The sequence below is a fragment of the Rhodopseudomonas palustris genome, from assembly GCF_003226555.1.
Lineage (GTDB): Bacteria > Pseudomonadota > Alphaproteobacteria > Rhizobiales > Xanthobacteraceae > Rhodopseudomonas > Rhodopseudomonas palustris_I.
Map to the genome: position 1 here is coordinate 1,316,305 of NZ_QKQS01000023.1, position 22,275 is coordinate 1,338,579.

General features: G+C 65.7%; 16 protein-coding genes. 14 read left to right on the top strand and 2 right to left on the bottom strand.

The genetic code is table 11. The features are described 5' to 3' along the window. Positions 1-166: 166 nt before the first annotated feature. From DNX69_RS18670 to DNX69_RS18735, 14 genes are all read left to right on the top strand, one after another. Positions 167-1,060 (top strand): LysR family transcriptional regulator, encoded by an 894-nt coding sequence (locus tag DNX69_RS18670; protein ID WP_110787400.1) that lies wholly within the window; start codon positions 167-169, stop codon positions 1,058-1,060. A 300-nt stretch (positions 1,061-1,360) separates the two neighbouring features. Continuing rightward, a complete protein-coding gene (locus tag DNX69_RS18675; protein ID WP_110787401.1) occupies positions 1,361-1,831 on the top strand; it encodes a formate dehydrogenase subunit gamma in 471 nt (156 codons plus the stop codon). Next, positions 1,828-3,384 (top strand): formate dehydrogenase beta subunit, encoded by a 1,557-nt coding sequence (locus DNX69_RS18680; protein WP_110787402.1) that lies wholly within the window; start codon positions 1,828-1,830, stop codon positions 3,382-3,384. Before DNX69_RS18675 ends, DNX69_RS18680 begins: the two co-directional genes overlap by 4 nt. Positions 3,385-3,396: 12 nt before the next feature. After that, a complete protein-coding gene (gene fdhF, locus DNX69_RS18685; protein WP_110787403.1) occupies positions 3,397-6,243 on the top strand; it encodes a formate dehydrogenase subunit alpha in 2,847 nt (948 codons plus the stop codon). Then, complete coding sequence (gene fdhD / locus DNX69_RS18690) at positions 6,243-7,073, top strand: formate dehydrogenase accessory sulfurtransferase FdhD (RefSeq protein ID WP_110787404.1); 831 nt, start codon at positions 6,243-6,245, stop codon at positions 7,071-7,073. Before fdhF ends, fdhD begins: the two co-directional genes overlap by 1 nt. Beyond that, complete coding sequence (locus DNX69_RS18695; protein WP_164603895.1) at positions 7,063-7,278, top strand: formate dehydrogenase subunit delta; 216 nt, start codon at positions 7,063-7,065, stop codon at positions 7,276-7,278. Before fdhD ends, DNX69_RS18695 begins: the two co-directional genes overlap by 11 nt. 63 nt (positions 7,279-7,341) lie before the next feature. Beyond that, positions 7,342-8,991 (top strand): OFA family MFS transporter, encoded by a 1,650-nt coding sequence (locus DNX69_RS18700; protein ID WP_110787405.1) that lies wholly within the window; start codon positions 7,342-7,344, stop codon positions 8,989-8,991. Positions 8,992-9,427: 436 nt separating this feature from the next. After that, positions 9,428-10,681: a PQQ-dependent sugar dehydrogenase gene (locus tag DNX69_RS18705; protein ID WP_110787406.1), complete on the top strand. Its 1,254-nt coding sequence runs from the start codon at positions 9,428-9,430 to the stop codon at positions 10,679-10,681. A gap of 232 nt (positions 10,682-10,913) precedes the next feature. Further along, positions 10,914-11,504, top strand: coding sequence for a c-type cytochrome (locus tag DNX69_RS18710; RefSeq protein WP_110787407.1), 591 nt, complete (start codon positions 10,914-10,916; stop codon positions 11,502-11,504). A 400-nt stretch (positions 11,505-11,904) separates the two neighbouring features. Further along, positions 11,905-14,007, top strand: coding sequence for a catalase (locus DNX69_RS18715; RefSeq protein ID WP_110787408.1), 2,103 nt, complete (start codon positions 11,905-11,907; stop codon positions 14,005-14,007). Between the two features lie 154 nt (positions 14,008-14,161). Continuing rightward, positions 14,162-15,277, top strand: a complete 1,116-nt coding sequence (locus tag DNX69_RS18720; RefSeq protein ID WP_110787409.1) for an acyl-CoA dehydrogenase family protein — start codon at positions 14,162-14,164, stop codon at positions 15,275-15,277. Then, positions 15,274-16,221, top strand: coding sequence for an AAA family ATPase (locus tag DNX69_RS18725; RefSeq protein ID WP_110787410.1), 948 nt, complete (start codon positions 15,274-15,276; stop codon positions 16,219-16,221). Before DNX69_RS18720 ends, DNX69_RS18725 begins: the two co-directional genes overlap by 4 nt. Next, positions 16,221-17,612 carry a vWA domain-containing protein gene (locus DNX69_RS18730; protein WP_110787411.1) on the top strand — a complete coding sequence of 464 codons (1,392 nt, stop codon included), beginning with the start codon at positions 16,221-16,223 and terminating at the stop codon, positions 17,610-17,612. The genes DNX69_RS18725 and DNX69_RS18730 overlap by 1 nt, the downstream gene beginning before the upstream one ends. Positions 17,613-17,787: 175 nt before the next feature. Then, positions 17,788-19,314, top strand: a complete 1,527-nt coding sequence (locus DNX69_RS18735) for an acyl-CoA synthetase (protein WP_110787412.1) — start codon at positions 17,788-17,790, stop codon at positions 19,312-19,314. A gap of 123 nt (positions 19,315-19,437) precedes the next feature. On the opposite strand, the gene DNX69_RS18740 is transcribed toward DNX69_RS18735, so the two are convergent. Further along, on the bottom strand, positions 19,438-19,719 hold the full coding sequence (locus DNX69_RS18740; protein WP_110787413.1) for a high potential iron sulfur protein: 282 nt from the start codon (positions 19,717-19,719) through the stop codon (positions 19,438-19,440). Between the two features lie 70 nt (positions 19,720-19,789). Further along, positions 19,790-22,222 carry an MtrB/PioB family decaheme-associated outer membrane protein gene (locus tag DNX69_RS18745; RefSeq protein WP_110787414.1) on the bottom strand — a complete coding sequence of 811 codons (2,433 nt, stop codon included), beginning with the start codon at positions 22,220-22,222 and terminating at the stop codon, positions 19,790-19,792. Positions 22,223-22,275: the final 53 nt, after the last annotated feature.

Genomic DNA, 22,275 nt, shown 5'->3' on the forward strand with positions numbered 1-22,275 from the left:
GCCGGCGACGTCTCTCCCCAGACTGACCCCGCGCTCCCGATGCGCAACCGGGAGGCGGGGTTATTGTTGTCTGGCGGTGCCGCAGCGCGGCTGCCGGGCCGCCTTGCCGAATGCCTCCTGATCGGGCAAGACTCTTGAAATTCACCCGAATTTCCAAGAGGCTGGTTTGATCGACAAGCTCGAGCTGCTCCTCGCGCTCGCCAAGGAGCGGCATTTCGGCCGTGCCGCCGAGGCTTGCGGCGTGACGCAGCCGACGATGTCGACCGGTATCAAGCAGCTCGAAGAGATCTTGGGCGTGATGCTGGTGCAGCGCGGCTCGCGGTTCCTCGGCTTCACCCCGGAGGGCGAGCGGGCGCTGGAATGGGCGCGCCGGATCGTCGCCGACAGCCGCGCGATGCGCCAGGATATTGGTGCGCTGAAGGCCGAGCTGTCCGGGGAGCTGCGGATCGCGGCGATTCCGACCGTGCTCGGCATGGTGGCGCAGCTTACCACGCCGTTTCGTGCCAAGCATCCCAATGTCCGCTTCAGCATCCTGTCCTGTACCTCGTCAGAAGTGCTGGGCCTGCTCGAAAACCTCGAAGTCGATGCCGGGCTGACCTACATCGAGAACGAGCCGGTGGGCAAAGTCCGCAGCGTGCCGCTGTATCAGGAGAGCTATCGGCTGATTACCTCGCCGGACGGAATGTTCGGCGATCGCGATCAGGTGACCTGGCGCGAGGTCGGTCAGGTGCCGCTGTGCCTGCTGACGCCCAATATGCAGAACCGCCGCATCATCGACCGGGCGCTGCGCGCCGCCGGCACCAGTGCGCAGCCGACCCTGACGTCGAACTCGATCATCGTGCTCTACACCCACGTCAAGACCGGACGCTGGGCCAGCGTGATGCCGGCCAAGCTCGCCGAAACGCTCGGGCTCGGTGACGAGGTCCGCACCATTCCGATCGTCGAGCCCAAGGTCGCCTACAGCATCGGCCTCGTCGTGCCGCCGCGTGAGCCCTACACGCCGCTGGTCGCCGCCCTGATGCAGGTCGCCCGCGAGGTCGCGCCTACGCTGCAGAGCTGATCGCGGGCGGACCTGTCCGTCATTGCGAGGAACGAAGCAATCCAGGGGCTCGCTCCCCAGGCTAGCTGGAGTGTAACGGCCACCACGAGTCATTCCGGGGCGCGAGCGACAGCTCGCGAACCCGGAATCTCCTGGCTTCACAACTGCGAGATTCCGGGTTCGCCGCCGCGCGGCGCCCCGGAATGACGGTGTCAATGCGCCTTGTCGTTGCGAATTCCTTATCGCAGCATTGGACTGCTTTATTGATCTTTTGAACAATTCTCATTCTCATCCGGCGATCCACGACGACAAAGAGCGCCGATGCACGAAGAATCATGGGAACCGGCCCGCGCCAGCGAGATCATCGCCGGGCTGACGCACAAGGAAGGCGCGACGCTGCTGATGTTGCAGGCGTTGCAGGAGGCGTTCGGCTATGTGCCGCAGGACGCCGAGCCGATGATCGCACAGGCGCTGAACCTGTCGCGCGCCGAAGTCCACGGCGTTCTCACCTTCTATCCGGACTTCCGCCGCGCCCCGCCCGGCCGCCATGTACTGAAGTTGTGCCGCGCCGAGGCCTGCCAGGCTGCCGGCGGCGACGCGCTGGCGGCGCATGTCGAGACCCGGCTCGGCGTGACCTTCGGTGCCACCACCGCGGATGGCGCGGTGACGCTGGAGCCGGCCTATTGCCTCGGCCTGTGTGCCACGGCGCCGTCGGCGATGATCGACGAGCGCGTGGTCGGCCGGCTCGACGCCGGCAAGCTGGATGCTCTGCTGACGGAGGCGCAGCGATGAGTTTGCGCGTCTTCATCCCGCGCGATTCCGGCGCGCTCGCAGTCGGCGCCGACGAGGTCGCGGCCGCGTTGCTCGATCAGGCGCATGCGCGCGAGCTGCCGGTCGATCTGGTCCGGCCCGGCTCGCGAGGGCTGTACTGGCTCGAACCGATGCTGGAGGTGGAGACGCCCGAAGGCCGCGTCGCCTATGGGCCGGTGACGCCGGACGATGTGCCGGCGCTGCTCGACGCGATTTTGAGCGACGGCCCGCATCCGCTGCAGCAGGGGTTCACGGAGGAAATTCCGTGGTTGAAGCGGCAGACCCGGCTGACCTTTGCCCGCTGCGGCATCGTCGATCCGCGTTCGATCGACGATTATCGCGCCCATGGGGGCTATCGCGGGCTCGAACGCGCGCTGAAGATGAGTTCGGACGCGATCATCGACGATGTCGTCAAATCCGGCCTGCGTGGCCGCGGCGGCGCAGGATTCCCGACCGGCACCAAATGGCGCACCGTGGCCCAGGCCGGCCGCGGCCAGAAATACATCTGCTGCAATGCCGACGAGGGCGACAGCGGCACCTTTGCCGACCGGATGCTGATGGAGGGCGATCCCTTCATGATCATCGAAGGCATGACCATCGCCGGCATCGCGGTCGGCGCTACCCGCGGCTACATCTACATCCGCTCGGAATATCCGCATGCGGCCAGCGCGATGAACGCCGCGATCGAGGCGGCGCGGCGCACCGGCTATCTCGGCGAGCACATCTGCCACTCGACGGATTCGTTCGACATCGAAGTCCGGCTCGGGGCCGGCGCCTATATCTGCGGCGAAGAGACCTCGATGCTGGAGAGCCTCGAGGGCAAGCGTGGGACGGTGCGGGCCAAGCCGCCGCTGCCCGCCCATAAAGGCCTGTTCGGCCGGCCGACGGTGATCAACAACGTGCTGACCTTCTCGGCGGTGCCGTACATTCTCGACGGCGGCGCGCAGGCCTACGCGGACTGCGGCATGGGCCGCTCGCGCGGCACCAAACCGATCCAGCTCGGCGGCAACATCAAGCACGGCGGGCTGTTCGAGGTGGCGTTCGGCATCACGCTCGGCGAACTGATCGACGACATCGGCGGCGGCACGCTGAGCGGCCGGCCGGTGCGCGCCGTCCAGGTCGGCGGCCCGCTCGGCGCTTACTTCCCGCGTGCGCTATTTGACACCCCCTTCGACTACGAAGCGTTCGCTGCGCGCAGCGGCATGGTCGGGCATGGCGGCGTCGTTGTGTTCGACGACACGGTCGACATGGCCAAGCAGGCGCGTTTCGCGATGGAATTCTGCGCGCATGAGTCTTGCGGCAAGTGCACGCCGTGCCGGATCGGCTCGACCCGCGGCGCCGAGACCGTCGACAAGATCATCGCCGGCGACAAGCCCGCCGCCAACATCGCCGTGCTCGAAGACCTCTGCAACACCATGAAGTTCGGCTCGTTGTGCGCGCTGGGCGGCCTGACGCCGATTCCGGTGCTGAGCGCGCTGACTCACTTTCCGGAAGATTTCGGCCTCGCGCCGCGCCGCCTGCAGGCCGCGGAATAAAGGACGATCGATATGGCTCTGGTACATGAAACCGATTTCGGCACGCCACGCTCGCTCTCCGAGACGATGGTAACGTTGACGATCGACGGCCGCAGCGTCTCGGTGCCCGAGGGCACCTCGATCATGCGCGCCGCGATGGAGATCGGCACAGCGATTCCGAAACTCTGCGCCACCGACATGGTCGATGCCTTCGGTTCGTGCCGGCTGTGCCTGGTCGAGATCGACGGCCGCAGCGGCACGCCGGCGTCGTGCACCACGCCGGTCGCCGACGGCCTCGTCGTCCACACCCAGACCGAGCGGCTGAAGCAGATCCGCAAGGGCGTGATGGAGCTGTACATCTCCGATCACCCGCTCGACTGCCTGACCTGCTCGGCCAACGGCGATTGCGAGCTGCAGGACATGGCCGGCGCGGTCGGCCTGCGCGACGTGCGTTATGGATACTCCGGCGAGAAGCATCCCAATCCCGGACTCGACGAATCGAATCCGTACTTCACTTACGATGCGTCGAAGTGCATCGTCTGCTCGCGCTGCGTCCGCGCCTGCGAGGAAGTGCAAGGCACTTTCGCGCTGACGATCGCGGGCCGCGGTTTCGACTCCGTGGTGTCGCCCGGCATGCAGGAAAGCTTCCTCGGTTCGGAATGCGTCTCCTGCGGCGCCTGCGTGCAGGCCTGCCCGACCGCGACGCTGAACGAGAAGAGCGTGATCGAGATCGGCACGCCGGAACGCTCGGTCGTCACCACCTGCGCGTATTGCGGTGTCGGCTGCACCTTCAAGGCCGAGATGCGCGGCGAAGAGCTGGTCCGGATGGTGCCGCACAAGGACGGCAAGGCCAATCGCGGCCATTCCTGCGTCAAGGGCCGGTTCGCCTGGGGCTACGCCAATCACAAGGAGCGCATTCTCAAGCCGATGATCCGCGGCAAGATTACTGAACCTTGGCGCGAGGTGAGCTGGAACGAGGCGTTCGCTTACGCGGCCTCCGAACTGAAGCGGATCCAGGCCAAATACGGCCGCGACTCGATCGGCGGCATCACCTCGTCGCGCTGTACCAATGAAGAAACCTTCCTGGTGCAGAAGCTGATCCGTGCCGGCTTCGGCAACAACAACGTCGACACCTGCGCCCGCGTCTGCCACTCGCCGACCGGCTACGGCCTGTCGACCGCGTTCGGCACGTCGGCCGGCACACAGGATTTCGATTCGGTCGAGCATGCCGACGTGGTGATGATCATCGGCGCCAACCCGACCGACGGCCATCCGGTGTTCGCCTCGCGGCTGAAGAAGCGGCTGCGCGCCGGCGCCAAGCTGATCGTGGTCGATCCGCGCCGCACCGACCTGGTGCGTTCGGCGCATATCGAGGCGGCGCAGCATCTGCCGCTGAAGCCCGGCACCAACGTTGCGGTACTGACCGCGCTGGCGCATGTCATCGTCACCGAAGGACTCGCCAACGAGTCCTTCGTGCGCGAGCGCTGCGACTGGAGCGAATACGAACATTGGGCGGCATTCGTCTCCGACGAGCGCAATAGCCCGGAAGCCACCGCCGCCTTCACCGGCGTCGACCCGCAAACGTTACGCGACGCGGCGCGGCTGTACGCCACCGGCGGCAACGGCGCGATCTATTACGGCCTCGGCGTCACCGAACACAGTCAGGGGTCGACCACCGTGATGGCGATTGCCAATCTGGCAATGGCCACCGGCAATCTCGGCCGGCCCGGCGTAGGCGTGAATCCGCTGCGCGGCCAGAACAACGTCCAAGGCTCCTGCGACATGGGCTCGTTCCCGCACGAGCTGCCGGGCTATCGGCACATTTCGACCGACTCGGTGCGCGAGAGCTTCGAGGCGCTGTGGAACGTCAAGCTCGACAACGAGCCCGGCCTGCGCATTCCCAACATGCTCGACGCCGCGGTCGAGGGCTCGTTCAAGGCGCTGTACGTGCAGGGCGAGGACATTCTGCAGTCCGATCCGAATACCAAGCACGTCGCCGCCGGCCTCGAAGCGATGGAATGCGTCATCGTCCACGACCTGTTCCTCAACGAGACCGCCAACTACGCCCACATCTTTTTGCCCGGCTCGACCTTCCTCGAGAAGAACGGCACCTTCACCAATGCCGAACGCCGCATCCAGCGGGTCCGCAAGGTGATGACGCCGAAGAACGGGCTCGAAGACTGGGAAGTCACGCTGCGGCTCGCGGAGGCGGTCGGCTACAAGATGACCTATACGCATCCGTCGCAGATCATGGACGAGATCGCGGCGCTGACCCCGACCTTCACCGGCGTCTCCTACGCCAAGCTCGACGAACTCGGCTCGGTGCAGTGGCCGTGCAACGAGCGCGCGCCCGACGGCACGCCGGTGATGCACATCGATGCCTTCGTTCGCGGCAAGGGCAAGTTCGTCATCACCGAATATGTCGCGACCGACGAGCGCACCGGACCGCGCTTCCCGCTGCTGCTGACCACCGGGCGGATCCTGTCGCAATACAATGTCGGCGCGCAGACACGGCGCACCGCCAACACGGTCTGGCACGACGAGGACCGGCTTGAGATCCATCCGCACGACGCTGAGCAGCGCGGCGTCCGCGACGGCGACTGGGTGCGTCTCGCCAGCCGCGCCGGCGAAACCACGCTGCGGGCGCTGATCACCGACCGCGTCGCGCCGGGCGTGGTCTACACCACGTTCCACCACCCGGACACGCAGGCCAACGTCGTCACCACCGAGTACTCGGATTGGGCCACCAATTGTCCGGAATACAAGGTCACGGCGGTGCAGGTGGCGCCGTCGAACGGTCCGTCGGAATGGCAGCGCTCCTACGAGCAGCAGGCCACCGCGGCGCGGCGGATCGCGGTGCCGGCAGAGGCGGCGGAGTGATGGCGCGTTCCTCGGTCCACACCGGCAAGACCAGGGTCTGGCGCAACGGCCGGATGCAGGATGGCGCCCGCGCCATCCCCGAGGAGACGCCGGTGGCGATCAGCTACAACGGCTCCACCCAGGCGGTGATGATGGCGACGCCGGCCGATCTCGAAGACTTCGCGATCGGCTTCAGCTTGAGCGAAGGCGTGATCGAGCGCGCCTCGCAGATCGAGAGCTTCGAGGTCGTGCCGCACGACGATGGCGTCGAACTGCGGATGTGGCTCGGCGGCGACGTCGCCGAGCGTCTGCAACTGCGCCTCCGCCATATCGCTGGTCCGACCGGCTGTGGCCTGTGCGGGGTCGATTCGATCGCCGAGGCAGTTCGTCCGGTCACCACCGTCGGCCAGGGCCGAAGCTTCTCGCCGCAGCAGATCATCGCTGCGATCGAGGCTCTGCCGCCGCTGCAGAAGCTCAACGTCGAAACCCGCGCGGTGCACGCCGCCGCCTACGCCGCGCCGGAGCACGGCATTCTGGCGCTACGCGAAGACGTCGGTCGCCACAATGCGCTCGACAAGCTCGCCGGCGCGATCGCGCGCGGCGGCATCGATCCGAGCGAAGGCATCGTGCTGCTAACCAGCCGCGTCTCGGTCGAAATGGTCCAGAAGACCGCAGCGATCGGCGCGGCGGTGCTGGTTGCGGTGTCGGCGCCGACCGCGCTGGCGGTGCGAATGGCGGAGGCCGCCGGGATTACGCTTGCCGCGATCGCCCGCGCCGACGGCTTCGAACTGTTCAGCCATCCGCAGCGTATCGTCGAGATCGATCACAAGGGAGCCGCCGATGTCGCCTGACCGGCTGGTGTACATGGCCAATCAGATCGGCGCGTTCTTCCGCAGCCAGGGGCCGGACAAAGCGGTGCCGGGTATCGCCGAGCATCTGAAGAAATTCTGGGAACCGCGGATGCGGCGAGCGATCATCGCGCATCTCGACGCCGGCGGCGACGGGCTCGCGCCCGAAGTGCGGGCGGCGGTGGAGGCTTTGAAAGTGACGACCTAGCAAAGGCGCACGGGATAACGGCCAGTCCGAAAACGGACGGTCGCAACAGGGGAAGGAAACGACATGACCACATTGGAAGGGGCCGGACGGCTGTCCGGCGCACGACCCGGCCTGTTCGATCGCGAGCGGATTATCGCCACAGCCGGCTTCAATCGCTGGCTGGTGCCGCCCGCGGCACTGTGTATCCACCTGTGCATCGGCATGGCCTACGGCTTCAGCGTGTTCTGGCTGCCGCTGTCGCGCGCGGTCGGGCTGTCGGCGCCGAAAGTGTGCACCGACATGACGATCGTGCAGGAGCTGTTCACCACCAGCTGCGACTGGCGTGTCGCCTCGATGGGCTGGATGTACACGCTGTTCTTCGTGCTGCTCGGCGCCTCGGCCGCGGTGTGGGGCGGCTGGCTGGAGCGAGTCGGTCCGCGCAAGGCCGGCTTCGTCGCCGCATTGTGCTGGGCGGGCGGCCTCGTGCTCGGCGCGATCGGCATCTACCTGCATCAATTGTGGCTGCTGTGGCTCGGCTCCGGCGTGATCGGCGGCATCGGGCTCGGCCTAGGCTACATCTCGCCGGTGTCGACCCTGGTGAAGTGGTTTCCGGATCGCCGCGGCATGGCGACCGGCATGGCGATCATGGGCTTCGGCGGCGGCGCAATGATCGGCGCCCCGCTCGCCAACATGCTGATGAACTACTTCCGCACCCCGACCGATGTCGGCGTGTGGCAGACCTTCCTGGTGATGGGCCTGATCTACTTCGTGTTCATGACCATCGGCGCGTTCTCCTACCGGCTTGCGCCGCCGAATTGGCGGCCGGACGGCTGGACCCCGCCGGAAAAGAACAACGCTTACATCACCGCTCACCAGGTTCACCTGAAAGACGCGCACAAGACCCGGCAGTTCTGGCTGATCTGGGCGGTGCTGTGCCTCAACGTCTCGGCCGGCATCGGCGTCATCGGCATGGCCTCGCCGATGCTGCAGGAGATCTTCGCCGGCAAGCTGATCGGTCTGCCCGATCTCAGCTTCAACCAGCTCTCCGCTGAGCAGAAGACCATGATCGCCGGCATCGCCGCCGGCTTCGCCGGCCTGCTGTCGCTGTTCAACATCGCGGGCCGGTTCTTCTGGGCGTCGCTGTCCGACCACATCGGCCGTAAGAACACTTACTACGTGTTCTTCCTGCTCGGCATCGCGCTGTACGCGCTGGTGCCGACGCTCGCCGCGATGGGCAGCAAGGCGCTGTTCGTGCTCGCCTTCGGCATCATCCTGTCGATGTATGGCGGCGGCTTCGCCACCGTGCCGGCCTATCTGGCCGACATCTTCGGCACCCAGTTCGTCGGCGCGATCCACGGCCGGTTGCTAACCGCCTGGGCGACCGCCGGCATCATCGGCCCGGTGGTGGTCAACTACATCCGCGAGGCGCAGATCGCCGCCGGCGTGCCGCGGGCGCAGGTCTACGATTTCACCATGTACATCCTCGCCGGCATGCTGGTGCTCGGTCTGGTCTGCAACGCGTTGGTGAAGCCGCTGGCCGACAAATGGTTCATGAAGCCCGAAGAAGTTGCTGCGCTGCAGGCCAAGGGTGCGGCCGCCAATGCCGGCGGCGGCTCCTACGGCATCGGCAAGGGCGGTCTCGACGCCCGCGCCGCGGCGTTTTGGCTGTTCGTCGGCGTTCCGCTCGCCTGGGGCGTGTGGATCACGCTGCAGAATGCGATGAAGATCTTCTGATCTACGCCAACTGCTATACTAAGTTGGTGAGCTCTTCACGTCATGCCCGGCCTCGTGCCGGGCATTGTCGTTCTTTCAACGACTGAGCCGTCATCCTGAGGCGCTCGCCCGCAGGGCGAGCCTCGAAGGATGCGGATGCGCACCCGGTCGCCGCATCCTTCGAGGCGCGCTATGCGCGCACCTCAGGATGACGACGCAGTGCGTGTATGAAGGCGAGCATCACTTCAGGCGATCGAGCCTCACGTTGCATTGCATCGATCGCAGTGCAGCGAAGTAATCGTCTCGGTCCTGTTGCGATTCATCATCAAGTATCTTCTCTCCTGCCGCTGTTGTGCTAGCCTTCGCCTGTCGGCGCACGAACGCCGCTGACGACGCATCAGACGTCGCATAATAAAATAGCGGCTGCATTGACGGCCGTGGCGAGGGAGTGAACGCGATGAAATCGGGCTTCACACGAGCCGTTGTTGCGTGCGCGGCCGTCCTGGCGATCGGGACGGTGCCACCAGCCGGCGCGCAAGGGCTGAAGAAGTACGAATCCGGCACCAAGGAATTCTGGACCAACCCGCCGCCCGATTGGTTCCTGGGCGACGAGACCGAAGCGCAGAAGGGGCTGGCACCGCCCGCAGGTCCGCCGACCGGCTCGTCCGACGCCGAACTGGCCGCGACGCTCAAGAAGATCAAGTTGCCGCCGGGCTTCAAGATTGAGGTCTATGCCTCGGGCGTGCTCGCCGCGCGGCAGATGGCGTGGGGCGACAACGGCACGCTATTCGTGGGATCGTTCGGGCTCGGCAACGTCTATGCGATCACCGATAAGGACGGCAAGAAACAGGTCAAGACCATCCTGAAGGGTCTGAAGATGCCGACCGGCCTCGCGTTCCAGAACGGCGCGCTGTACGTGGTCGATATCGACAAGCTGATCCGTTACGACAACGCCGAGGCCAATCTCGATAATCTCGGCACGGGCAAGGTCGTTTACGACGACATGCCGTCTTATGTGGCGCACGGCTGGAAATATCTCGCCGCCGACAAGGACGGCTGGTTCTACGTGCCGTTCGGGCCGCCCTTCAACATCGGGATTCCGCCGACCTCGCTGTCGCAGATCCGCCGCGTCGATCCCAAGACCGGCAATGCCGAGCTGGTCGCGCTCGGCGTCCGCAACTCGGTCGGCGGCGACGTCGATCCACGTACCGGAAAATACTGGTTCACCGAAAACGCGCGCGACTGGATCAGCGACGACATGCCGAGCGACAAGCTCAACATGATCAGCAAGCTCGGCGAGCATTTCGGCTATCCGTATTGCCATCAGGGCGACATGCCGGATCCGAAATTCGCGATGGGCCACAAGTGCTCGGAGTTCACGCCGCCGGTGCTCAATCTCGGCGCCCACGTCGCTCCGCTTGGCATGAAATTCTACACCGGCGATCAGTTTCCAGCCGAATACAAGAACAACATCTTCATCGCCGAACACGGCTCGTGGAACCGGCACAAATATCAGGGCGGCCTGATCAAGCGGGTGATCGCCGACCCGGACGGCAAGAACGCCAAGCAGGAAGACTTCGCCACCGGCTGGATCGAAGGCGATCAGGGCTATCTCGGCCGTCCCGCTGACATCGTGCTGGCCAAGGACGGCTCGATGCTGGTGGCCGACGACTGGGCCGGTGCGATCTATCGTATCAGCTACAGCAAATGAGCTCGAGCTGAGCGCGCCACCCTACGTTCGTCATTCCGGGGCGCCGCGCAGCGGCGAACCCGGAATCCATACTCCCGGGGTCCGTTGTCAGGTACGACAGTCGTCTTCGTGCTTCACCGCGAACACGGTGGTTATGGATCCCGGGCCTTCGTCCCGGCCGGCTGCGCCGACTGCGACGAATCCCGGAATGACGAACTCCAATCACAACTCTGAGCCAACAGAGGCCCCTTGCATGACTCGCCTGCTTGCCGCGCTGTCGCTGTCGTTTGCTCTCGTTCTGTGTGCTTCCCCACTTCTCGCAGGCGACATCGAGGCCGGCAAAGCCAAGGCCGGTGTCTGCGCGATCTGCCACGGCGAGAACGGCATCTCCAAGATGGAGTACACGCCGTCGCTGGCCGGACAGCCCGATCTCTATATTCAATGGCAGCTGGTGTTCTTTCGTGCCGGCACCCGCGAGAATGCCAATATGCGATCGGTGGTCGAGGATCTCAGCAACGAGGACATTCGCAATCTCGGTGCGTACTTCGCATCGCTGCCGCCGATGAAAAATCCGAAGCCGGACGAAAAGCCGGAGCTGTCGCGCAAGGGCGCCGAGGCCGCGGTGGGGCGGCGCTGCGCTTCGTGCCACACCGACAATTTTGCAGGCACCAAGGCGACCGCTCGGCTCGCCGGCCAGCGCGAGGAATATTTGATCAAGGCGCTGAACGAATTCAAATCTGGCCAGCGCTCCGGCGGCGCAATGGCGGCGATGGCCGACGTCGCCTATCAGCTCAGCGAAGAAGAGATCTACGCGCTGGCGCATTACCTTGCGCATTTGAACTAGGGCGGGATTGGGAGACTGCCAAGCAGCGCCTTCTCACCGTCGCTGGGAGGCTAAGTACGCGCCGAAATGGTCATTCCGGGGCGCGCGTGAAACGCGCGAACCCGGAATCTCGATTTAGCGGATCCAGCCCACGATAACCTCTGGATTCCGGGTTCGCTCACTGGCGTGAGCGCCCCGGAATGACGGGTGTGGGCGCTGACCTGCGACTTGATGACAGAACAGGATCACGACCTCTTCTGCCTCACTCGTTTCCTCTCAGGAACCAAACCGCGTTCCCGCCGTAGTCACGCCGGCGGATGACTCTCGTGCACCAGTTGGATCGATACGGCAGCGACGGCTTCGATCGCCGCGAGAGCCAGACGCGCCGCCGATCTATCCATCCTTCTGTGTGCGAGGTTCCATGGCTGACAAGCATCCCGAACTGAAATCCGCCAAGCTGGCAGACGTGTCGATCAAGCGGGGGGCGGGCGGCGAGACCCATCAGGTCGCGGAGGGCGAGGTTGCGTCGCTGACGACACGCCAGGGCGTGCCTGTCAGCGACGACCAAAACAGCCTCAAGCTCGGCCGGCGCGGCCCGACGCTGATGGAGGACTTTCACTTCCGGGAGAAGATCTTCCATTTCGACCACGAGCGGATTCCCGAGCGCGTCGTCCATGCCCGCGGCTTCGGCGCGCACGGTTTCTTCGAGACCACCGAGTCGCTCGCCGACATCACGGCTGCCGACATCTTCCAGCGTGCCGGAGAGAAGACCCCCGTGTTCGTGCGGTTCTCCACCGTCGCCGGCAACAAGGGCTCGTCGGATCTGGCGCGCGATGTCCGCGGCTTCGCGGTCAAATTCTACACCAAGGAAGGCAATTGGGATCTGGTCGGCAACAACATCCCGGTGTTCTTCATCCAGGACGCGATCAAGTTCCCCGACCTGATCCACGCCGCCAAGCAGGAGCCGGATCGCGGCTTCCCGCAGGCCCAGACCGCGCACGACAATTTCTGGGACTTCATCTCGCTGATGCCGGAATCGATCAACATGGCGCTGTGGATCATGTCCGATCGCACCATCCCACGCTCGTTCCGGTTCATGGAGGGCTTCGGCGTCCACACCTTCCGGCTGATCGACGCAAAGGGTAAGTCGACCTACGTCAAGTTTCACTGGAAGCCGAAGCTGGGCATGCAATCGGTGGTGTGGAACGAAGCGGTGAAGCTGAACGGCGCCGATCCGGACTTTCATCGCCGCGACATGTGGGATGCGATCCAGGCCGGCGACTATCCGGAATGGGAGCTAGGGCTGCAACTTTTCGACGACGATTTCGCGGACAAATTCGAGTTCGACATTCTCGACGCCACCAAGATCATTCCGGAAGAACGCGTGCCGATCCGCCGCGTCGGCCGGCTGGTGCTGGACCGCACCGTCGACAACTTCTTCAACGAGACCGAGCAGGTCGCGTTTCAGACCGGCAACATCGTGCCGGGGATCGACTTTACCAACGATCCGCTGCTGCAGGGCCGAAACTTCTCCTATCTCGACACTCAGCTGAAGCGGCTTGGCAGCCCGAACTTCAATGATCTGCCGATCAACGCGCCGAAATGTCCGTTCCACACCTTTCAGCAGGACGGACACATGACCCTGAACAACCCGCGCGGCCGCGCCAACTACGAGCCCAACTCGTGGGGCGCCAACGGCGGACCGCGGGAGACGCCGAAGGGCTTTCGCAGCTTCCCGACCGAGGAAGCCGGCGATAAGCGCCGCACCCGCGGCGAATTGTTCGCCGATCACTACAGCCAGGCGCGGCAGTTCTATATCAGCCAGAGCGAGACCGAGCAGACCCACATCAAGGACGCGTTCGTCTTCGAGCTCAGCAAGGTCGAGACGCCTGAAATCCGCGCCCGCGTGGTGTCGCATCTCATCAACGTCGACAAGACGCTGGCGAAGCTGGTCGCCGACGGTCTCGGCATGACGCTGCCCAAGGCGGCCGAGCCGGCCCGCAAGCCGATCACCGATCTGCCGCCCTCGCCCGCGCTCAGCATCATCAAAAATGCGCCGGGCAGCTTCAAGGGTCGCAAGCTCGGCATCCTGGTCAGCGACGGCGTGGACGCAGCGTTACTTACGGCGCTGGAGAAAGCCGCCAAGCAGCAGGGCGCATTGGTCGAACTGGTTGCCCCGACAGTCGGCGGATTCACCGCCTCCGACGGCAAGCAGCGGCCCGCCAAGCAGAAGGTCAATGGCGGCCCTTCGGTGCTGTACGATGCGGTGGCGATCCTGGTCTCGGCAGAGGGCGCCGCACAGCTGCAGCAGGAAGCGACCGCGCGCGACTTCGTCGCCGACGCTTTCGCGCACGCCAAGTTCATCGCCACCACCGAGGACGCGATGCCGCTACTGGAGAAGGCCGGTGTTGAACCTGACGGCGGCGTGATGAGTCTGGGCGGGCCCAAGGACGCAGGGCGCTTCCTGGAGCTGTGTAGCCAGCTGCGATTCTGGGAGCGCGAGCCGAAGGTCCACGCGGTTTAACTACGCGGGATACGGCGATCGGCCGCTTCCGCGCGGATCTGGTCTCGATGATAGGTGGCGCGCGGCGAGGTTGGCTTCGCCGCGCGCCTCATTCCATTTGCCGGAATACAACAAACACTCGCCGCCGCCGCGGGCTTGTTCTACACACGGAGCCATGAGCGAGCTTCGAACAACGGGCGCGTCAGGCGCGACGCAGCGGAAGATAGAGGCGGCGGCGGTCACCGAACGCATCGCGCGTTGGCGGGCGCTGGCCGCTGATCAATCCGGCGGCGATCCGTTCGCGCCGATGGCCGAGGCCGGCCTGTTCGAGATCGGTCTTCCCGGCGGCGACGCGGCGCTCGACAGCTATGGGGCGATCGCGCAGGCCGAACAGGCGATTGCGGCGGCGACCGGCGAGCTCGGCGTCGCCACCGCATTCGCCGGGCGGCAACTGATCGCGCGGTTCTTCATCGCCGGCTTTGCCGACGCGGCACAGCGCGGCGAATTGTTGCCGCGGATTGCCGCCGGGCGAGGCTGGGCCGCGGTGGCGATCTCCGAGCCCGGCGCCGGCGCGCATCCGAAACATCTTGCGACCACTGCGGAGCGGCAGGGCGACAAGTACGTCATCAACGGCCGCAAGGCGTGGATCACCAACGGTCCGGTCGCCGATCTGTTTCTGGTGCTGGCGATCACCGGCATCGAGCAGGGCCGCAAGCGTTACGGTCTGTTTCTGCTGCCGCGCGACACCGCAGGATTGACGCTGACCCCGATGCCGTCACTCGACGTGCTGAAGCCGGCGTCGCATTGCGAGCTGAGCTTTGTGAACTGCACCGTGCCGGCCTCGGCGCGGATCGGCACGATGCCGGATGCCTATCCGGCGATGGCGCTGCCGTTCCGAGACCTAGAGGACACGGTCGCGACCGCGACGACTGTCGGCTTCCTCGACTGGCTGCTGCACACGGTCGCGGCGCGGGTCGAGCCCAGCGACGATCACGCCCTGACGCTCGGCCGCTTCGCCGGGCTGCTGTCGCTGGCCCAGGCGGGAAGCGCCGCCGCGGTGCGGGCGCTGGACAGCGGCGAGCCGCCGAATGGCGCGCGCGTGATTGGCGTCCGCACTCTGGCGCGTATGCTCGTCGACGAGCTGCGCGCGCTGCTGCAGCCGGATCACCTTGACGACCAACTCACCCGGTCGCTGGCGGCGTTCGACGTGCTGGCCAATGTGGCGCGCGAGCCGCGCAAGCAGCGGCAGATCGCCCTCGGCCAATCTCTCTGGAGCAATCAAGCGCAATGACTGCGAATCTGCCGATGCAATCCATCGAGGCCGTTACCGCTGGGCTGGCGTCGGTCGGCTACATCGCCAGCCGCCAGATCGCCACGGCGGTGTATCTGGCCGAAAAGATCGAGAAGCCGATCCTGGTCGAAGGCCCGGCCGGCGTCGGCAAGACCGAGCTGGCGAAGGCGCTGGCGAGCTGGCGCGGCCTGCAGATGATCCGGATGCAGTGCTACGAGGGGCTGGACGAGGCCAAGGCGCTGTACGAGTGGAAATACGCCAAGCAGCTGCTCTACACCCAGATCCTCAAGGACAAGCTCGGCGAAGTGCTCGGCGGCGCGCAGACGCTGACGGATGCGCTCGGCCGGCTGCACGATTTCGGCGACGTATTCTTCTCCAAGGAATTCGTCGAGCCGCGACCGCTCTTGAAGGCGTTGGAGCAGCCGGAGGGCTGCGTGCTGCTGGTCGATGAAATCGACAAGTCCGATGCCGAGTTCGAGTCGCTGCTGCTCGAAATCCTGTCCGACTATCAGGTGACGATTCCCGAGCTCGGCACCATCAGCGCTACGGTGAAGCCGTTGGTGCTGCTGACCTCGAACGGCGAACGCGACCTGTCGGACGCGCTGAAGCGGCGCTGCCTACATCTGCACATCGGCTTCCCCGAGCAGAAGCTGGAGGAGCGCATCGTCGAAAGCCGCGTGCCCGGCGCCGGCGAAACGCTGCGCCGCCAGATGGTCGGCTTCATCAACCAGATTCGCGCGCTTGATCTGAAGAAGCTGCCGTCGGTCAGCGAAACGATCGACTGGGCACGGGTGCTGGTGCTGCTGCAGGCGAGCGAACTCGACCACCAGACCGTGAAGGACACCCTCAACGTGCTGCTGAAATACGAAGCCGACATCGAGACGGCGCTGCCGCAGGTCTCCGGCTTCGTCGCCAAGTCCGGGCGCGAGGGCGTGTTCGGCTGATGCGCGAGGAGCTGCACCGCTTCTTCCGGGCGGCGCGCGGCGCCGGCGTGCGGGTGTCGCCGGCCGAGAGCATCGACGCGATGCGGGCAGTGTCCGAGGTCGGCTTCGCCGATCGCGGCCTGCTCCGCGACACCCTGCTGGTGACGCTGGCCAAGACCCAGGACGAGAAGCAGGCGCTGGCGCAGTGCTTCGATCTGTTCTTCAGCCGGCCCGAGCCGAAGAGCAATGCGGATGCCACCGACGACGTCGATCCGCAGGCGGACAGCGGATCTTCGCCGTCGCAGCCGAGCGGCAGCGGCGCGCCGGGGCAGGGCGGCGGCGAAGGCTCGGCGCCGCCGGAGCTCGGCGAACTGGCGCAGATGCTGCTGGCGCAGGATCGCAGCGCGGTCGCGGCGGCGCTCGCCGGTGCTGCCAATGAAGCCTCGCTGTCCAACATCCGGTTCTTCACCCAGCGCGGCCTGTTTCAGAGCCGGATGATGGAGGCGCTCGGCATCGGCCGGTTGCGCGACGATCTCGACCGGCTCAAGGCCGATGATCCGGCGCAGGCCGAACGGCTCGCCGCCGCGCTCGACGGCTTGCGCGACAGCGTCCGCGAGATGGTGGCGCAGGCGCTGCTATTGTACGGCCGCGAGGAGGCCGAGAACCTGCGCCACGAGGTGCTGCGCAACGCGCCGATGATGCGGCTGGAGCGGCGCCAGGTCGAGCAGATGAAGGAGCTGATCCGTGCCATCGCGCGGCGGCTGCGCGAGCGCTACAGCAAGCCGCGCAAGCGGCAGCGCCGCGGCCATCTCGACGTCCGCCGCACCATCCGCCGCAACGCCGCCTGGGGCAACATTCCGTTCCTTACCGCCTGGAAGCGCCGGCATCGCGATCGGCTGCAGATCGTGGCGCTGTGCGATGTCTCCGGCTCGGTGGCGCAGGTGTCGGATTTCTTCCTGCTGCTGATCCACAGCCTGCACGAGGTGGTCGACGATGTCCGCTCATTCGCGTTCTCCGGCCACCTGATCGAGGTCAGCGATATCCTCGCCAAGCAGGAGCCGGAAGCGGCGATGCGCGAGATCATGTCCAAGGTCGGGTTCGGCTCGTCCGACTACGGCGCGTCGCTGGCGGATTTCGAAAAACGCTGGCTGCGTAGCGTGACGCCGAAGACCACGGTGATCGTGCTCGGCGACGCCCGCAGCAACAACCTCGATCCGCGCACCGACATTCTGCGCACCATTTCGGAGCGTGCCAAGCGCGTGGTCTGGCTCAATCCAGAAGGCCGGATGGGCTGGGGCTGGGGCGATTCGGAGATGTTCCGCTACGCGCCGTTCTGCAATGTGGTTCGGCAATGCGCCACCGCCAAGCAGCTCGAACGCGCGGTCTCGGATATCGTCGCCGCCTATCAGTAGGCGTCGGGCCACGCGGCGTGCTGTCTTGCGCCGAGCGGCTGCGCGCGCCGTTTAAATTCGCGGCAGTTAGTTGCGCCGCACAAGAGGCGACGATTGACTTCACGCCAGCGCGCGCCTTCACTTCCCTCGTCGAGACGGCCACCAAGAGCCGCCGGCCTTCCGAGGGAGAAAACCGATGAGCTTCGCTTACTTCGACTGGATCGCCCATCACGCCGAGGTCCGCCCGGAGCGGATCGCGGTGATCGATCTCGCCACCAGCCGCAGGATCAGCTACGGCACGATGGATGAGCGGGTGGACCGGCTGGCGACGCATCTGTCCACGCTCGGCGTCGGCCGCGGCGACCGCGTCGTGGTGCTGGCGCTGAACGCGGCCGAGACACTGGAGCTGCAGTTCGCGTGCTTCCGGCTCGGCGCGATCTTCGTGCCGCTCAACGTCCGGCTCACCGTGCACGAACTGTCCTACATCGTCGGCGACGCCGCGCCGCGCGTGCTGGCGCATGACGACGAGCTGGCGCCGATGGCGGCGGAGCTGAAGGCCGCGTGTAGCGTGCCGCATGTGCTGGCGTTCGGCCCGGCCTACGAGGCGGCGCTGGCGGCCTCGCCGCGTCTCGGCGCCCCCGAGCCGGTAACACTCGATGACGTCTCCACCATCATGTACACCTCCGGCACCACCGGTAAGCCGAAGGGCGCCATGATCACCCATGGCATGACCTTCATCAACGCGGTCAATCTCGGCATCCCGATCTTCGTGTCGCAGCGGACCGTATTTCTCTGCGTGCTGCCGCTGTTCCACACCGGCGGGCTGAATTGCTACACCAACCCGGTGCTGCACGCCGGCGGCACCACGCTGCTGATGCGAACCTTCGATCCCGGCGCGGCGCTGTCGATCATCGGCGATCCATCGGTCGGGCTGACGCACTTCTTCGGGGTGCCGTCGATCTATCAGTTCATGTGCCAGCACCCGGCGTTCGCGAGCACCGATCTGTCGCGGCTGCAGATCGCAGGCGTCGGCGGCGCACCGATGCCGGTGCCGCTGCTCAAGATCTGGCAGGACCGCGGCTGCGCCCTGGTGCAAGGCTACGGCATGACCGAGACCAGCCCGGCTGTGCTGATGCTCGATGCCGATGATGCGGCCCGCAAGGCCGGCTCGGCCGGCAAGCCGGTGCTGCACGGCGACCTGAAGATCGTCGGTCCCGATGGCGAGCCGGTGAAGCCGGGCGAGATGGGCGAGCTCTGGGTGAAGGGCCCGAACATCACCCCCGGCTATTGGAACCGGCCGGACGCCAACCGCACGTCGTTCACCGACGGCTGGCTGCACACCGGCGATGCGGCGCGGGTCGACGACGAGGGCTTCTACTACATCGTCGACCGCACCAAGGACATGTACATCTCCGGCGGCGAGAACGTGTACCCGGCCGAGGTCGAGGATGTGCTGTATCAATTGCCGGAGATCGCCGAGGCGGCGGTGATCGGCGCGCCCGATCCGCAATGGGGCGAGACCGGCATCGCGGTGGTTGCGCTGAAGCCGGGCCATGAGCTGAGCGAGGCCAGCCTGCTGGCGCATTGCCGCGAGCGGCTGGCGCGGTTCAAATGTCCGCAGCGCGTCAGCTTCGTCGATGCCCTACCGCGCAACGCCACCGGCAAGGTGCACAAGCCGACCTTGCGCGAGCGCATCCTGGTGCGCGAGCCGGCCGAGGCGTGATCGCGTCGCGGCGGTCGCGGCCCTGCCGCAGCCGGCGTAGGTCGTTGGACTGTCGCGGTGCGCCGGATATCCAGCGCACCGACAGACCGTGATGCGGCGTCGCGGCACGATCGGTGCCGGGCGCTAGCCCTTGCCGGCGTACAGACGGCACCAGCCGTTTTCGCTGATCGGGCTTTCGACCGTGACGCAGGAGCTCGGCGGCCGGAACTGCCGGCAGGTGCCGCAGCGCTTGCCGCCGTTCGGCGACTCCTGATAGCCCGCATCCTTGTGCGACGCCTTCTTGGTGACTTGTGCGGTCGCCGAGGCGACGCCGGTGCCGAGCAGCGCGGCGACTCCCGCGGCGCCGGCACCCGCTTTCAGCAGATTCCGCCGCGACAGCGGCTGATCGGTGGGCTTGTGTTTCATCGGTGGTCGTCCTCCCTTTGTTGACGTCGAGTTGTCGTTGCCGGCGGCGCCGTATCGGGCCGCCGGTTCTTCACCACTTCGCGTTCAGCGAGATCTGGAGATACTGCGCGTCGTAGTTCGGATTGGTCGCGCCCATGTCGATCATCCGCGCCAGCGTGGTGTCGACCAGATACAGATACGGCGACATCAGATCCTGCTGCCAATTGTCGACGCTGTTGCGTTCCCAGATGTAGCGGCCCTTGACGTAGACCTCGCCGGTCCAGCCGAGCTTCGCCACGATCGACGGGTCGATGGTGTGCCTGAGCGAGGCGTCGAGCCGCTGATAGTTGGTCGACACGGTCGGGAACGGCCGGTACACAGCGCCGCCGGCATTCGCCGCCATCGCGTAGCCGTTGTAGGGGCCGTAGTCCCAGTCCTCGTGCGAGAGCGAGATCGCGTAGCCGAGCTTGAAATCGAGCACGCCGGGAATCAGCTCCAGCGTGCTCGAGATCAGGACGGTCTGCACCTTCTCCAGCGTGTTGCTGCCGAACGCATTGATTGGGGTGGCGTTGGGCCGGCCGGTGACCGAATTGGTGAGGGTGCCGCTGCCGACCTGGAAGCGGTCGTAAGTCTCGTACAGATACGATGCCTGGATCGCGGAGCCGGGCGCGAAGGTGTAGGTGACGTCGATGCCGGCGTTCCAGGTGTTGCTCTTCTTGAGGCCGAAGAACAGCGGATCGTCTGGATAGTCCTCGAACCGCAGCCCGGCGGTCGGCGACACGACAAAGTCACGGAACACGCTGCCGCTCGGACCGGAGATGTCGAGGAAGGCGTTGGCCTTGGTCTGGTTGCGGTTGGCCATGTCGAACTTGCGCATCAGCAAGTTGGTGCCGTTGTTGGCGGTGGCGCTGTAATAGGTGTCGCGCGCCATCGCCAAGCCGTCGTAATTGTCGTAGCGGCGTTCGGAATATTGGCCGCTGGTGCGCAGCGTCGCGATGTCGTGGACCTTGAAGTCGGCGGTGACCTTGCCGATGAATTCGTTAGTGACGTTGGCGTCGCGGCGGGTACGATCCCATTGCTCCCAGCCGAAGCTGCTGCCGAGCGTCACCCATCTGGCCGGCCGCCATTGCACCTCACCGCTGGCGTTCTGCTTGGTGTAGGACATCGACAGCGACCGGCGCGGAATGCCGGCGGCGATGCCGGTCGCGGACGAATCCTCCACCACGTAGTTCGGCATCAGCAGTTCGGGCGTCTGATTGTCGTTGTCGTAGTAGCGATAGCGGGTGGTGGTGCGGAATTCCGGCGTCCATTGAGTGGTCGCGGTGGTATTGTAGAGTGCGGTGTTGACCTCGCCGTTGAGGCTCGACGCCGGCAGCGCGAAGGTGGTGATGCTGGGATTGGCGGTGAACGGGATGAAGGGATCGTTCTGCCGCATCGTGGTGTATTGCAGCGTGCTGTTCCAGCGCGTCTTGAACGGCAGGTCGATGCCGCTGGTGACCGAGGTGTTGTAAGCCTGATTGCTCGGCATCAGGCTGATCCGTGCCGCCGGCGAGAACACCCGTGGATTGGCCGGGTCGTAGAACGGGTTCTGCACCGTGAAGGCGTTGTAGCTGTTGTCGTACAGCGAGAAGCCGCCGCCGAGCTGGACGTTGTAGCGGCCGCCCCACGGCGTCGCCCCGAAATACTGGCCGCTGAGCTTGCCGATCTGGGTGGTGTCGTCGATCGGGCGCGGCGCCTGCATCTGCTGCAGTCCGGTGCCGGCGAGGCCGCCGATCGGGAAACCGGCGATCTGGGTGCCCTCGCGCTTCTCGTGCGAATAGGCGGCCTTGACGTCCCAGTTCGGGTCCGGAGTCCAGCGATAGGCGGCGGAGCCTTTGCGGCGGTCGATGCCGACGTCGATGATGCTGGTCTTGCCCGCCAGCGCGTTGGAGACGGCGGCACGCTGCGCAGGGCTGGTCGTGGTCGCCGGGGCGACGACGGACAATCCGCTGCCCGGAATGGTGACGGCCGTCGTCAAATTGCTGGTGCCGACGCCGTTCCAGATGCTCAGCGCGCTGGTGTTGTAGAGATGCGGGATCTCGTCCCAGCTCAGAGTCAGGTAGTGTTCGCCGGCCTTGGAGAAGTCGAAGATGTAGCGCTGATTGTTGTTGCCGATGTGGTCGGCACGCAGTTCGTTCCAGTAGGTGCCGTCCTTGGTCTGCAGCGTCATCCGCAGATACTCGGCATACAGCCCCGGCGCGATCCGGCCGTATTCTTCGAATTTCGAGCGGTTGTTGCGGGCGCCGCCGCCGAACGGATTGGTCGGCGACACCCACGGCGTCGCCGATTTCGGCGGGCGTTGGATGAATGTTCGCCATCCGGCTTCGAATTCACCCGAATACGTCCAGCCGCCGTGAGCGGCGTCGAAGTCGTCGACCGAGCGCGCCGGCTCCTCTTTCGCCGCCGTCTCGGCGGTCGCGCTCAACGGCATTGCGGTGATCACCGAAATTGCCGCGGACGTCAGCAGGAATTGCTTCAACGCCATTTCAAGGCCCCCTTCGCGCGAGTCGTTTCCATCACCCTTCGCGGCTTGTTGGT